General features: G+C 68.1%; 12 protein-coding genes. 7 read left to right on the forward strand and 5 right to left on the reverse strand.

What is annotated here, in order from left to right; all coding sequences use genetic code 11:
- The 5 genes from EDD29_RS28045 to EDD29_RS28065 form a co-directional block, all read right to left on the reverse strand.
- On the reverse strand, positions 1 to 990 hold the full coding sequence (locus EDD29_RS28045; RefSeq protein ID WP_211359952.1) for an NAD(P)/FAD-dependent oxidoreductase: 990 nt from the start codon (positions 988 to 990) through the stop codon (positions 1 to 3).
- Positions 987 to 2,546, reverse strand: a complete 1,560-nt coding sequence (locus EDD29_RS28050; protein ID WP_123667257.1) for a benzoate-CoA ligase family protein — start codon at positions 2,544 to 2,546, stop codon at positions 987 to 989. The genes EDD29_RS28045 and EDD29_RS28050 overlap by 4 nt, the downstream gene beginning before the upstream one ends.
- Before the next feature lie 16 nt (positions 2,547 to 2,562).
- Positions 2,563 to 3,981 (reverse strand): benzoyl-CoA 2,3-epoxidase subunit BoxB, encoded by a 1,419-nt coding sequence (gene boxB / locus EDD29_RS28055; RefSeq protein ID WP_123667258.1) that lies wholly within the window; start codon positions 3,979 to 3,981, stop codon positions 2,563 to 2,565.
- 2 nt (positions 3,982 to 3,983) lie between these two features.
- Positions 3,984 to 5,663 (reverse strand): 2,3-epoxybenzoyl-CoA dihydrolase, encoded by a 1,680-nt coding sequence (gene boxC / locus EDD29_RS28060; protein WP_123667259.1) that lies wholly within the window; start codon positions 5,661 to 5,663, stop codon positions 3,984 to 3,986.
- Positions 5,664 to 5,734: 71 nt separating this feature from the next.
- The gene (locus tag EDD29_RS28065; RefSeq protein WP_123667260.1) at positions 5,735 to 6,646 is read right to left on the reverse strand and encodes a LysR family transcriptional regulator; all 912 of its coding nucleotides are present in this window, start codon (positions 6,644 to 6,646) and stop codon (positions 5,735 to 5,737) included.
- 144 nt (positions 6,647 to 6,790) lie between these two features.
- On the opposite strand from EDD29_RS28065, the gene EDD29_RS28070 reads away from it, so the two are divergent.
- The 7 genes from EDD29_RS28070 (at position 6,791) to EDD29_RS28100 (ending at position 13,309) form a co-directional block, all read left to right on the forward strand.
- On the forward strand, positions 6,791 to 7,753 hold the full coding sequence (locus EDD29_RS28070) for a cyclase family protein (RefSeq protein ID WP_123667261.1): 963 nt from the start codon (positions 6,791 to 6,793) through the stop codon (positions 7,751 to 7,753).
- Between the two features lie 7 nt (positions 7,754 to 7,760).
- Positions 7,761 to 8,888, forward strand: coding sequence for an FAD-dependent oxidoreductase (locus EDD29_RS28075; RefSeq protein WP_123667262.1), 1,128 nt, complete (start codon positions 7,761 to 7,763; stop codon positions 8,886 to 8,888).
- Positions 8,889 to 8,924: 36 nt separating this feature from the next.
- Complete coding sequence (locus EDD29_RS28080; protein ID WP_123667263.1) at positions 8,925 to 9,860, forward strand: VOC family protein; 936 nt, start codon at positions 8,925 to 8,927, stop codon at positions 9,858 to 9,860.
- Positions 9,860 to 10,825, forward strand: a complete 966-nt coding sequence (locus EDD29_RS28085; protein ID WP_123667264.1) for a fumarylacetoacetate hydrolase family protein — start codon at positions 9,860 to 9,862, stop codon at positions 10,823 to 10,825. The genes EDD29_RS28080 and EDD29_RS28085 overlap by 1 nt, the downstream gene beginning before the upstream one ends.
- Complete coding sequence (locus EDD29_RS28090) at positions 10,822 to 11,583, forward strand: SDR family NAD(P)-dependent oxidoreductase (protein ID WP_211359953.1); 762 nt, start codon at positions 10,822 to 10,824, stop codon at positions 11,581 to 11,583. The genes EDD29_RS28085 and EDD29_RS28090 overlap by 4 nt, the downstream gene beginning before the upstream one ends.
- Before the next feature lie 73 nt (positions 11,584 to 11,656).
- Positions 11,657 to 12,823: an alpha/beta hydrolase family protein gene (locus tag EDD29_RS28095; RefSeq protein ID WP_123667265.1), complete on the forward strand. Its 1,167-nt coding sequence runs from the start codon at positions 11,657 to 11,659 to the stop codon at positions 12,821 to 12,823.
- 18 nt (positions 12,824 to 12,841) lie between these two features.
- On the forward strand, positions 12,842 to 13,309 hold the full coding sequence (locus EDD29_RS28100; RefSeq protein WP_123667266.1) for a nuclear transport factor 2 family protein: 468 nt from the start codon (positions 12,842 to 12,844) through the stop codon (positions 13,307 to 13,309).
- Positions 13,310 to 13,348 lie beyond the last annotated feature (39 nt).

The following is a 13,348-nucleotide window of genomic DNA, read 5'->3' on the forward strand; positions in this document are numbered from 1 at the left end:
TCACGCCGGGGCAGGTAGCGCGTCGGAGGAATGGCCCGGGAACAAGGCCTCCTCGGGGTTGATCAGAACCGCGGCGTTGTTGACGGCCGTGGCCGCCTCGCCGAAGCCGACGGAGATCAACCGCACTTTGCCGCGGTAGTCGGTGATGTCGCCGGCGGCGAAGACGCCTGGGACATTGGTGGACATGGCGGTGTCGACAGGGATGTGGCGGTTTCCCTGCACGTCGATCCCCCACTGCCGGATGGGACCGAGATTGGCGGTGAAGCCCAAGGCCGCGATCACTGCCTGGGCGGGTCGAACGATGGAGCCGCCCGGCCCGTTGATCTCGACATGTTCGATCTGGCCGGTTCCGCCGATCTGCTTGACCTCCGCGTCAGTGATGACCTCAACGGCGGATGCCATGACCTGCGCAACGCTGTGGGCATGCGCCCGGAAGGCACCGCGCCGGTGCACGAGGGTGACCGACCGAGCGATGGGCGCCAGGCTGAGCGCCCAGTCGCAAGCGCTGTCTCCACCTCCGACGACGATCACGTCCTGGTCGGCGTGCGCCTCCAGCGAGGGGACGAAGTAGGACAGGCCTCGTCCGTGCCAGTCGGCCCCCACAGGGAGTGGGCGAGGCGTGAAAGCGCCGATGCCGCCGCTGATCACCACGGACCGGCACCGGATCGCGGTGCCGGCCGCGGTGGTGACCGTGAGCGCTCCGTCGTCGTCACGTACGAGGCCGTCCGCGCGCTCCCCCAACACGTAGCCGGGGGAGAACCGGTCGGCCTGCTCCTTCAGCGCTGCGACCAGATCCCGGCCGAGGACGGCGGGGAAGCCCGCGATGTCGTAGATCGGCTTTTCCGGATACATGGCGGAGATCTGGCCGCCGACCTCGGGCAGCGCGTCCACGACCGTCGTGCTCAAACCCCGGAAGCCCGCGTAGTAAGCGGCGTAGAGGCCGACAGGACCGGCCCCGATGACGACGAGGTCGCTGGCGAACATGCTCATGAGTTCTCCTCCGGGGTGCGAAGGACTTCGACTGCCGCTGCGCGCAGGTCCACGCGGCGTACCTTTCCGGTCGCGGTCGTCGGCACGGAGTCCACGAACACCACACGGCGAGGCCGCTTGAAGGACGGAAGCCCCTCTCTGCAGAAGGAGATCAGCTCGTCTTCGGATACCGGAGAGGCGGCCACCACGTACGCGACCGGCTTCTCTAGATCGTCGGTGTCGAGTGCTGCGACGACCACCGCCTGCGCGACGGCCGGGTGGTCGAGGAGCCGCGTCTCGACCTCGGCCGGCGAAACCCAGATCCCACTGGCCTTGATCATGTCGCCGGTGCGACCCAGGCAGGTGTAGTAACCGTCCGCATCGCGGACGTAGGTGTCCCCGGTCTTCAGCCACTCGCCTTGGAAGACCTCACGTGAGGCGTCATAGCGCGACCAGTAGCCGGTCGCGGTGGACTCGCCGCGCACATAGAGCGTTCCGGGCTCGTCGTCGCCGGCTTCTTCTCCGAGCTCGTTCAGGATCCGGAGGTCGTATCCGGGAACGGCCTGCCCTGTCGTGCCGGGGCGTACGGCACCCTCTCTGTTCGACAGGAAGATGTGCAGCATCTCCGTCATGCCGATGCCGTCCAGGATCTCGATCCCGAAGCGGTCGGTCCAGCGCTGGTACAGCGGCGCGGGCAGAGGTTCGCCGGCCGAGGTGGTCAGGCGCACGCCGGAAAGGACATCAGCCGGAACGTCCGCACGCAGCATGTTCGCGAAGAACGTGGGTCCGGCGAAGAAGAGGGTCGCTCCGTATTGCGTGGCACGCTCGACCAGCAGATCCGGCCGCGACGGGGCAGACTCCAGGATGGCCGTCGCACCCGCGGCGAGCGGGAACAGCAGGGAGTTTCCGAGACCGTAGGCGAAGAACGCCTTGGCGGCGGAAAGACAGCGGTCGTCCGGTCGGATCCCGAGGACCTGGTCTCCGTAGGTCTCGCACACCACGCGGATGGACGCATGGCGGTGCATTGCCGCCTTCGGCATGCCGGTCGTTCCCGAGGTGTAGAGCCAGAACGCCGGCGAGTCGTCCTGCGTGTCGTAAGGCTTTCCCACCGGTTCGGACGCGGCCAAGTCGGTCAGTCGATGGACGGGCACGGAAGCACTGAGTGAGACGCCATCGGGCACCAGCACCGCATGCAGTTCGGGTGCCTCTGCCACGGCTTTCTCGGCGACCGCGGCGAAGGCGGAGGTGATGGCGAGGAAGGCGGCCCTCGAGTCACGCAGCAGGTCGGCCAGCCCGTCGGCGTGGAGCATCGTGGAGACGGGGACGGGAACAGCGCCGATCCGCATGGCGGCGAGGAAGACCGCGGCGAAGTCCGGGGTATCGGCCATGAACATCAGCAGGCGCTGTTCGGGGAGCAGTCCGGCGGCGCGCAGACCGTTCGCGGTGCGAACGACGCGGTCGTGGAGCTGGGCGTAGGTGATGTCTCCGCCGGGCCCGGTGAGGGCGAGCCGGGCGCCGCCGCCCTGCTCGACATGCCGGTCGAGCAGGTAGGCGGAGGCGTTGAAGGGTGCGCTCATGTGCGGCCTTCGACTTTCAGGCGAGGTGGACGTAGTCGTAATCGAAGGACTTGCCGTTGATTCCTTGGCGGGGCGGCGCGATCCAGGCCGCGACCTTTCCGCGCTCGTAAACCGGCTGCATCAGGGATCGGACGTAGGTCCTGTCGACCTCGGTGGGCAGCCACTTGCCCTTCTCGCGCTCCCACACGTCGGCGGGGATGAGCGAGCCGTCAGGGGTGGCCTGAACGCCGACGAACGCGCCGACCTGCCGGTTGAACGCCACGTGCGGCAGACGGAACCGCATGCTGAGCCCGGCGTCCTCCAGGATACGGTTCCAGCGGTTGACGCCGTTCTGGCAGTCGCCGATGTACTCGCGGCGAAGGTCCGTGTTGAGACCGACCAGCGCGGCCACCTCGGTCTGGCCTGCTCGACCGTCCACGACGGCGTCGACCAGGATCGATTCCTGCGTGAGCTTGTGGTCGTCGGAGCGGCGTTCCTCCGACCAGCGGCCTTTGAGCCCAGCGGTGAAGTAGTTGGCGACGTTGGTGGAGGTCTCGGAACCGAAGAGGTCGAGCGAGACGGAGTAGTGGAAGTTGAGGTACTTCTGAATGATGTCGAGGGGAATGCCGCCGTGCCCGATGACCTCATCGGTGTCGTGCTCGCGCATCAGTTCGACTGTCCGCTGGACCACCCGGTCGATGCCGGTCGTCCCAACGAACATGTGGTGAGACTCCTCCTTCAGCATGAACTCGCAGGTGCGGCTGAGCGGGTCGAACGCCGATTCCTTCAGCGTGCCGAGCTGGTACTTGCCGTCCCGGTCGGTGAAATAGGTGAACATGAAGAAGGAGAGCCAGTCGGGGGTCTCCTCGTTGAAGGCGCCGAGGATCCGGGGGGACTCCTCGCTGCCGGAGTTGCGGTGCAGCAGTTCCTCGGCCTCTTCCCGGCCTTCGCGGCCGAAGTAGGCGTGCAGGAGGTAGACCATCGCCCACAGGTGGCGGCCCTCCTCCACGTTGACCTGGAAAAGGTTGCGCAGATCGTAGAGGCTTGGCGCGGTGGCCCCGAGGTTGCGCTGCTGCTCGACCGAGGCGGGCTCGGTGTCGCCCTGGATGACGATGAGGCGCTGAAGGTCGGCGCGGTACTCGCCCGGGACCTGCTGCCAGGCCGCCTCGCCCTTGTGCTGGCCGAAGGCGATGCGCCGGTTCGGGTCGCGTTCAGCGAGGAAGATGCCCCAGCGGTAGTCGCGCATCGCGACGTGGCCGAAGTGCGCCCAGCCTTCGCGTCCGACGTTGATCGCCGTGCGCAGGTAGACGTCCTCGGTGGGCAGGGTCGGGCCCATGGAGTCCCACCAGGACAGGAAGTTGGGCTGCCAGGACTCCAGGGCCCGCTGGAGCCGACGGTCCTCGTGCAGGTCGACGTTGTTGGGAATCTTCTCGGAGTAGTCGGCGCTGATCGTCATGGTCAGACTCGCTCCCTGTCGAAGTCGGCGCGCTGGCCGGTGCCGTACTTGCGCAAAGCGCCTTCGGACCCGGACGCGTTGGGGCGGTAGAAGATCCAGTTCTGCCAGGCCGAAAGACGCCCGAAGATCTTGGTCTCCACGGTCTCCGGACCGGCGAACCGGTAGTTGGCCTCCAGGCCGGTGAGCGCGTCCGGGCTGAAGCTCACGCGCTCCTCGATCGCGATCCGCACCTCCTCGTCCCAGTCGATGTCGTCGGGGGCGAAGGTGACGAGGCCGAGCCGCTCGGCATCAGCGGCCGCGAGTGGAACGCCCTCGGACTTCTCTGCCGCGGCCAGAGCCTCGGGGTCACCCCAGAAGCGCGTGGCGAGACGGGTGAGGCCGTTGCCCATCGGCAGCGGGCCCAGGTTCATCGGGCCGACGGTGAGCGCCGCCGGTTCCGCATCGGGGTCGACCTCCTCGAAGACGCCGGTGAGCTGGAAGGAGCGGTCCGCGGCCAGCGCAGGCTCCAGCAGGGAGCCGGCGAAGCAGCTACCGGGGTCGATGAGCGCGATGAGGCTGCGGCTCGTCACGTCGAGGCGCTTGAAGGTCCTCTTCAGGTAGAGCGTGATCTCGCGGATCAGCCAGTCGTCGGCGTTCGCGAGCAGCAGGGCGTCGTAGGACAGGACCCGTCCGGCATCGCCGCGGGTGCGAATGACCCAGGTTCCCAGCCCTGACTCGTTCGCTCGCAGATCGAGGATCAGGTCGTCCAGCTCGCGCGCAAGCGCCAGCGTCCAGAAATCGGAGCCCTGGGCGTGAACGGCGGCAGCGTCCGCGGGCGCTTCGGCATCCGGACCGCGCAGGGTGATCTCGGCGACTCCCCGTCCGTGGTCCAGAGACGCCTCGACGTACCGGTATCCGATACGGTCCGCCGACCTGGTCTTCTGCAGAGGAGGCAGCGCGATTCCGGCGGCCTCTGCGGGCCGGTCGGATTTGGCGGCGAGCTCGGCGGCCCTCCTCGCCACGGACTCGTCCCACGTGCCGCGGGGCACCGCCTCGTCCACGAGCTTCCATTGGACGGCCCGCTTGCCGCCCACGCCCTCGGCTTTGGTGGAGAAGTAGTCCGCGAGGTCGCGGCGCGCGTGGCGCTTGTCCACGACCCGGGTCAGGCCGCCGGTCCCAGGCAGCACGCCCAGCAGTGGCAGCTCGGGTAGCGAGACCATCGACGACCGGTCGTCGATCAGCATGATGTGGTCGCACGCCAGCGCGAGTTCGTAGCCTCCGCCGGAGGCGGTGCCGTTGAGCGCGGCCAAGTAGGTCTGGCCGGAGTTCGCGCTGGCGTCTTCGATGCCGTTGCGGGTCTCGTTGGTGAACTTGCAGAAGTTCACCTTCCAGGCGTGGGTGGAAGCGGCGAGCATGCGGATGTTCGCTCCCGCACAGAACACCTTCTCCTTGCCGCCGGTGACGACGACCGTGCCGACCTCCGGATGCTCGAAGCGCAGCCGCTGCACGGCGTCGTACAGCTCGATGTCGACGCCCAGGTCGTAGGAGTTCAGCTTGAGTTCGTAGCCCGGGACGAGTCCGCCCTGTTCATCTACATCCATCGTGAGTGTGGCAACAGGACCGTCAAACGCCAAACGCCAGTGGCGGTAGCGGGACGGATCCGTCTGAAACTCGACACGACCAGTGTCGGCCAAGCGAGCCATGGGCCCTCCCAGTTCCTCGGTTGGCCCACACTCTACATTTTCATCATGTGACGTCAATACTTCGTAGAACTTTATTGCAGGGTTGGCAGCCCCCTGCCGATTCGCACCGCGATCTCGCGGAACCACATGTGCGCCGGCTCGTGATCATGGATGGGGTGCCACCACAACGCCTCCTTGACCGGCACCGCCTCGAAGGGGCAGGGCAGCAGGCGGACAGGGGCCCTCCCTCGCAACTTCTCAGCGAGTCGGCGCTGTATGAGCGCGATCCTGCGCGTGCCCGCCACGAACTCCGGCAGCAGCACGAAGCTGTGCACCGATACCTGGATCTGCGGCTCCAGGCCCAACATCGCGATCTGTCGCACGACCGGAGCATCGTAGGGCCGCTGATAGGCCACCCAGGGGAGTCGCCTGAGGTCCTCCAGCGTCAGCACAGGCCCGACATCGGGGTGGTCGTCCGCGACCATGCACACCCACTCGTCGTCGTACACGTCCGCACTCGGCAACCCGCTGATGACGCCGTGCGGCATGAGCATCCCGTCGACGCCGGCCAGCGCGACCTGGGGGTTCTCCACGATCGTCGGATCGACATTGGCGAACCTCAGCCGGATGTTCGGCGCACGAAGACTCAGGACGCGGGCGAGCTCGATACCGAAGACGGCGATCACGTAGTCGGAGGCGAAGAGCAGAAACTCGCGCTCCTCGGTCGCCGGGTCGAACTCCGCCTTGCTGGCGAACAGCTCGTCCAAGATCCGGTAGGCGCTGGCGGAGCGGATCCGCAGCGACTCACCCAGCGGTGTCAGCTCATAGCCGTTGCCCTGGCGGACCAGCAGCTCGTCTCCGAAATGCTTCCGCAGACGGCTGAGGGCCCCACTCGCCGCAGGCTGGCTGAGGCCGATCCTCTGACCGGCCCTCGTGACGTTGCGCTCCTCCAGCAGCGCCCGCAGCGCCACCAGAAGATTCAGGTCGAGACTCGCGAGCTGCATGACGCTCCCATCAGTTTGACCAATGCGCTCATCAGTGGAATCGATTTCCCAGATTGTGCTCTTTGTCTCACCATAAGGGACACAGAACGGAGGAAATCCCTTGGAAACAAATCTGTGCCCGCCTCGTTCGCCCTGGCTGGAGGCATGATCGTGGATCGCGCGGACCCCGAAGGAGCGATCGCCGCCGCGGCCGTCGCATGCTCGAACTGGGGCCGGTGGGGCGAGGACGACGTGCTCGGCACCGTCAATTACCTCGATGAGGCCAAGCGCCGCGAGGCGGCGGCACTCGTGCGCCAGGGCGTGTCGTTCTCGCTGTCGCAGCGATTCGAGATGGGCGGCCCGCAGAAGGGATGGCGCAGGCGCACCAACCCAGTGCACACCATGCTCGACACCGGCGCCGACGCCGTTCTCGGCCACCAGGGGTTCCCGCACGGGTTCGGCGGCGCGGACGACGTGATCGCCATGCCCCTCCAGTGCTCCACCCAGTGGGACGGGCTCGGCCACATCTTCGACCACGGCAAGGCCTGGAACGGCAGGGCCGCCGAGCAGGTCGTCACTTCGGACGGCGACAGGGTCACCGGCATCGAGCACATGGCCGCCGCCGTCACCGGCCGTGGCGTCCTCCTGGACGCAGGACGCCACCTCGGTACGGACGGCGAACTGCCCGACGGTTTCGCGATCACCACCGAGCATCTCCTGGCCGTCATCGCGGCGGAGGACGTCGTCGTCGGCCGCGGCGACATCGTCCTCGTGCGCACCGGGCAGCTCACACGCGCCCGGCGCGATGGTTGGGGTGACTACGCGGGAGGCGCCGCCCCTGGCCTGTCGTTCACCACCGCGCAGTGGCTGCACGACAGCGAGATCGCCGCGATCGCCACGGACACCTGGGGCTTCGAGGTCCGCCCGAACGAGTTCGAAGGTGCCTTCCAGCCTTTGCACCAGGTCGCAATCCCCCACATCGGCCTGCTCATCGGCGAGATGTGGGACCTGGACGCCTTGGCCGAGCACTGCGCGGCCGACGGCGTCTACGAATTCCTGCTCACCGCCGCGCCCATCCCCGTCACCGGCGCGGTCGGTTCCCCCGTAAACCCCATCGCAGTCAAGTGAGGCCCCCATGGCAGCAGTAGAGAACGTCCTCGTCATCGGCTGCGGCACCGCAGGATCCGCGCTCGCCATCCTGCTCTCCCGAGGCGGCATCGCCGTCGAGATCGCCGAGATCAAGCCCAGCCTGAACGCCCTCGGTTCCGGCATCACCCTTCAGGGGAACGCGCTGCGCGTGCTGCGCGACCTCGGTGTCTGGGACAAGGTCTCGGCCGTCGGGTTCCCCTTCGAGAGCCTCGGTCTGCGCGCCCCCGACGGCTCGCTCCTCGCCGAGATCCCCGACGCCCGCACCGGCGGCGACGACCTGCCGGCCACCCTCGGCATGAACCGCCCCGAACTGTCGGCGATCCTGAACGAGGAAGCTCAGGCCGCAGGCACGACCATTCGCACCGGCCTCACCGTCGACGCCCTCACCGACACCGACGACGGCGTCCTGGTCGCCTTCTCCGACGGCACCACCGGCACGTACGACCTGGTCGTCGGCGCCGACGGCATCCGCTCCAAAGTCCGCGGCCTGATCGGCATCGACGTCAGCCCGAAGCCCGCGGGCATGGGCATCTGGCGGGTGCACACCAAGCGGCCCAAGGACATCGAGCGCACCGACCTCATCTACGGCGGCCCCGCCTTCATCGCCGGGTACTGCCCGACCAGTGCCGACACCATGTACGCCTACCTCGTCGAGGAGGCCCGCCCGCGCGAGTCGATCAACGACGCCGACAAGCCCGCTCACATGCTGGCGCTGGCCGAGGGCTACGGCGGAGCGTGGGAGGAGATCCGCACCGACATCACCGACCCTGACCGGATCAACTACACCTGGTTCGAGTCCCTCCTGGTGGAACGTCCGTGGAACCGCGGCCGGACCATCCTGATCGGTGACGCCGCCCACGCCTGCCCGCCCACCCTCGCCCAGGGCGCGGCCCAGTGCCTGGAGGACGCCTGGGTCCTGGCCGAGCTCCTGCTCGCCGCCGACACCCTGGACCAGAGCCTCTTCGACACCTTCATGGACCGCCGCTACGACCGGGTCAAGACGGTCGTCGAGGGCTCCCTCCAGCTCGTGGCCTGGCAGCTCGCCCACGTCACCGACGCCGACGTCCCGGGCCTCATGGGATCCATCGCCGCGACCGTCAGCCAGCGCCCCTAGTCCACCCATCCACCTTCAGACAACCGGGAGACGATCATGCCCAAGCGGCCGATCACCCATCTGCGGCACGTCGACTTCGCCGTGCCCGATTACGACAAGCAGCGCCAGTTCTACGAGTCCACCTGGGGACTCACGAACGTCGGCACCGACGGCGACATCACCTACTACGCCGCCGAAGGCTCCCCCGAGCAGTACGTGATCCGGCTCCGCAAGTCGGAGGACAAGCGCCTCGACCTGCTCGCCTTCGGCTCCGAGTCCCCCGACGACGTCGACACCCTCGCCCAGAACCTGGCTTCCTCTGACGTCCAGCTCATCACCGAGCCTGGCTCTCTGCAGACGCCCGGCGGCGGCTACGGCTTCCGCTTCTTCGACGTCGACGGCCGCGTCGTGGAGATCTCGGCTGATGTCGAGGCCCGGCAGCACCGCAAGGTCGAGGAGCGCGAGGCCATCCCCGTCCGCCTCGCCCACGCGGTCATCAACTCGCCCAATCCCGAAGGCACCCGCTCCTTCTACGAGCGGCACCTGGGCTTCGACCTGTCCGACACGCTTCGGCACCCCGCCATGGGCGAGCTCATGTACTTCATGCGCTGCAACCCCTACCACCACAACCTGGCGATCACCCGGGCGCCGCACGCCTCGGTGCACCACGTGAGCTTCGAGATGCGGGGCATCGAGGAGTGGATGCGAGGCGGCGGCCGGGCGATCCGGGCCGGTGCCGAGAAGATCTGGGGGCCTGGTCGGCACATGGCGGGCGACAACCTGTTCATGTACTTCCTGGACCCGCACGGCAACGGCCACGAGTACACCTACGGCGTCGAGACCCTCGACGAGGACACCTGGCACCCGCACGTCTACGACATCAGCCAGCCGGAGAACCAGGACCAGTGGGGCACCGCCGGGCCGATGACCGAGCTCATCACCAAGGCCCTCTGGAACACCCCCGACCCGCTCTTCTCGGCTCCCCCTGCCTGATGCGGTTCGCAACCTGGGAATCCGCCGGGGTGGTGCAGGCCGGAGTCGTCTCCGACGCCGGCCTGCACGCCCTGCCGGAAGGACGCACCATCATCGACCTGGTCAGGTCCGGCCTGCCCGCCGCGCTCGCGGCGGGCCATGCCGCGTTGGCCAACGACCCGGTCTCCCTGGAGTCCGTACGTCTGCTACCTCCGCTCGAGCCGCCCACGGTGCGCGACTTCGTCGCCTTCGAAGAACACGTCGAAGGCGTGGTCGCGAGTGTCGGCGACGGTGGGGGCGTCGTGCCCGAGTGGTACGAGGCTCCGACGTTCTACTTCACGAATCCCTACGCGCTGGTCGGCGCGCACGACGACGTCGCGGTCCCTCCCGGCTCACAGGTCCTGGACTTCGAGCTGGAAGTGGCCGCGGTCGTCGGCCTCGACGGCACCTCACTCTCGCCGGACCAGGCCCGCGACCACGTTTTCGGGTACACGATCCTCAACGACTGGTCGGCCCGCGACCTCCAGAGGCGCGAGATGAAGGTGACACTCGGGCCCGCCAAGGGCAAGGATTTCGCGAGCACCCTCGGACCCTGGCTGGTCACCGCCGACGAACTCGCCCCCTTCCACGATGCCGACGGCTTCCTGGAGCTGGAGATGAGCGTGTCGGTCAACGGGACCCTCATCGGCCGTGATCTTCTGTCGAACATGGGCTGGCCCTTCGAGGATCTGCTGTCCTACGCTTCGCGCGGCACCTGGATCAGGGCCGGGGACGTCCTGGGCTCTGGCACCTGCGGTAACGGCGGCTGCCTGGCCGAGCTCTGGGGGCGGCGCGGTGAGCAGGATCCGCCGCCGCTGCGTCCCGGCGACATCGTCGAGATGACGGTCGAGGGCATCGGCACGATCCGGAACCGGATCGTGCCCGGCGTAGAACTGCCACCGGTCCGTCCTGCCCGCCCCCGCTCCCGCAGGAGGGAGCGGGCGTGACCGGCCGGATGGAAGGCAAGGTCGTCGTGGTCACCGGTGCCGGGCAGGGCCAAGGCGCGGCCGAGGCCCGGCTTCTGGCAGCGCAGGGCGCGACGGTCGTGGCCGTCGACCTCAGCGACACGCCGGCCGAGGAACTGCCGGGCGCGACGTATCGGAGGCTCGACGTCTCTGACGCCGCAGGCTGGCAAGAGCTCGCAGAGGATCTGAAGGCCGAACACGGTCGGGTCCACGGCCTCGTCGCCAACGCCGGAATCACTTGGCGGGCGCGGATCACCGAACTCGCCCCCGCCGACCTGTCGCGGGTCATGGATGTGAACGTGGCGGGGACCCTTCTGGGCATCCAGACGCTCGCGCCGATGATGCCCTCAGGTGGATCCATCGTCTGCGTCGGCTCCGTCGCGGCGACCACCGCCCACTTTCCCGCCGCTTACACGGCCAGCAAGTGGGCGCTGCGCGGCCTCGCCAAGGTCGCCTGCCTGGAGCTGGGGGCGCGCGGTATTCGTGTGAACACCGTCCATCCCGGCTACATCGAGACGCCGATGACGGCCTCCGCCGCTCCCGCGTTCCGAGACGCCAACGTCAACGAGACCCCGCTCGGACGGACCGGAACAGTCGACGAGGTCGCCCCGCTGGTGCTGTTCCTGCTCAGCGACGAAGCATCCTTCATCTCCGGAGCGGAGATCCCCGTCGACGGGGGCATGACGGCGCACGGCGGCGTCAAGTCGATCCGCGACGCGGTCTTCCCGGAAGACCACTGACCATCGCCGCGGCTCTCATCGAGAGCCGCGGCCGGTCCTCCCCCCGGACCGAACACCATTGAGAGGACAATCCGTGTTCGAGTACTTTCCCGGCAACTACGTCTGGAATCTTGCCGTCGTCGCGGCGCTCAACAGCGGCGGAACGATCGACGAGGTCGACCGCGCCTGCCGGCCGCTGAAGGACGCCGCCGCAGCCGGAACCGATGCCGGAACGGGGGATTTCCTGCGTGTCTGGACGGAGCTGACGGACTCGCTGGTCGCGCAAGGCGAGGTCGCGGAGAAGGCCGGCCACCGTCGCACCGCAGGGCAGTTCTTCGCCCGCGCGACGAACTACCTCGTCAACGCCGAGCGGATGCAGGGGGCCCACTCCGCCGAGAGGCTCGCCACCTACCAGCGCTGCTTGGACCTGCTCCAGCGTTCCTTCGCGCTCAACGACCCGCTGACCACCCGCGTGGAAATTCCCTACGAGGAGACGAGCCTGCCCGCGTACTTCACCCGGGCTCCCGCAGCGGACCAGGCGCCTGCACCCGTGATGATCCTCTGGAACGGCCTGGACAGCACGAAGGAGCACCAGTACCTGTCCGGCTTCTCCCATGAACTCGCCGAGCGAGGCATTTCCACTCTCATGGTCGACTGCCCCGGCGGGGGTGAGGCTTTGCGCATGCAGAACCTCACCGCGCGCATCGACACCGAGGCGTGGGCGACCGCCTGCGTCGATTACCTGGAAACCCGCGATGACGTGCGCGCCGACCGGATCGGCCTCGCCGGCTGGTCCCTCGGCGGCTACTACGCCCCCCGTGCCGCGGCCTTCGAAAAGCGGCTCGCCCTGGTCGTCGCCTGGGGAGCCAATCACGACTGGGGGGCGGTCCAGCATGCCCGCCTCCAGCGCGAGGGCGAGCACCCGGTCCCCCACTACTGGGAGCACGTCCTGTGGGTGTGGGGCCACACCGACATCGACGAGTTCATCGATTTCGCCGACGGCGTCAACCTCGACGGCGTCGTCGAGCAGATCACCGTGCCGTTCCTCATCTGCCACGGAGAACACGACCGCCAGATCCCGGTGCGTTACGCCCGCCGCTCTTACGAGCAGGCCGTCAACAGCCCCAAGCGCGAACTGCGGATCTTCACCCGCGAGGAGGGCGGCGCCGAACACATCGGCCTCGACCACCTCCCCCACGTCAGCTCCTACATCGCCGACTGGGTCACCGACACCTTCGCCGGGCTCGACACGACCCGCTGACACCACAGAGGAGACTTCATGCCGCTCGTCAGCCCACCGACCGATCCAGCCGAACAGCTGCGATGGCTGACCGACCGCGCGGCCATCAGCGACCTGCTGATCGAGTTCGCCCGTGCGCTGGACGACCGCGACTGGGAAGCATACGCGGACACCTACGCCGAGGACGGCGTGCTGTCCATCTCGCCGACGATCTTCCACAGCGGCCGAGCGGGCATGGCCGACTTCGTCGGGAAGAGCCTCGGAAGATACGCGGGCACCCACCATGTGAGCTCTAATCACGCCATCGCCATCGCCATCGACGGGGACACCGCCACTACACGGTCTTACCTCATCGCCGCCCACGTGCTGGACGCCTCGGACCCCTACCGGCACGCCGACGGAGCCGGCTGGTACCGCTGCGAAGTGCGCCGCACCGAGGCGGGGTGGCGCTTTACTCGCGTCGCCCTCGAGGTCCGCTACCTGTCCGGCGAGCCTCTCACTCACTGAGCAGCAGTCGATCGCTGCCGCATCCCGAACGGCGCGGTG

Origin of the sequence: Actinocorallia herbida, from assembly GCF_003751225.1 — a bacterium.
GTDB classification, from domain to species: Bacteria; Actinomycetota; Actinomycetes; order Streptosporangiales; family Streptosporangiaceae; genus Actinocorallia; species Actinocorallia herbida.

Bases quoted from the DNA above. Each gene is read 5' to 3' on its own strand.
- EDD29_RS28075 (WP_123667262.1), top strand. From the start codon at position 7,761: ATGGCAGCAGTAGAGAACGTCCTCGTCATCGGCTGCGGCACCGCAGGA.
- EDD29_RS28100 (WP_123667266.1), top strand. From the start codon at position 12,842: ATGCCGCTCGTCAGCCCACCGACCGATCCAGCCGAACAGCTGCGATGG.
- EDD29_RS28050 (WP_123667257.1), bottom strand. From the start codon at position 2,546: ATGAGCGCACCCTTCAACGCCTCCGCCTACCTGCTCGACCGGCATGTC.
- EDD29_RS28070 (WP_123667261.1), top strand. From the start codon at position 6,791: ATGATCGTGGATCGCGCGGACCCCGAAGGAGCGATCGCCGCCGCGGCC.
- EDD29_RS28045 (WP_211359952.1), bottom strand. From the start codon at position 990: ATGAGCATGTTCGCCAGCGACCTCGTCGTCATCGGGGCCGGTCCTGTC.
- boxB (WP_123667258.1), bottom strand. From the start codon at position 3,981: ATGACGATCAGCGCCGACTACTCCGAGAAGATTCCCAACAACGTCGAC.
- EDD29_RS28065 (WP_123667260.1), bottom strand. From the start codon at position 6,646: ATGCAGCTCGCGAGTCTCGACCTGAATCTTCTGGTGGCGCTGCGGGCG.
- boxC (WP_123667259.1), bottom strand. From the start codon at position 5,663: ATGGCTCGCTTGGCCGACACTGGTCGTGTCGAGTTTCAGACGGATCCG.
- EDD29_RS28080 (WP_123667263.1), top strand. From the start codon at position 8,925: ATGCCCAAGCGGCCGATCACCCATCTGCGGCACGTCGACTTCGCCGTG.
- EDD29_RS28085 (WP_123667264.1), top strand. From the start codon at position 9,860: ATGCGGTTCGCAACCTGGGAATCCGCCGGGGTGGTGCAGGCCGGAGTC.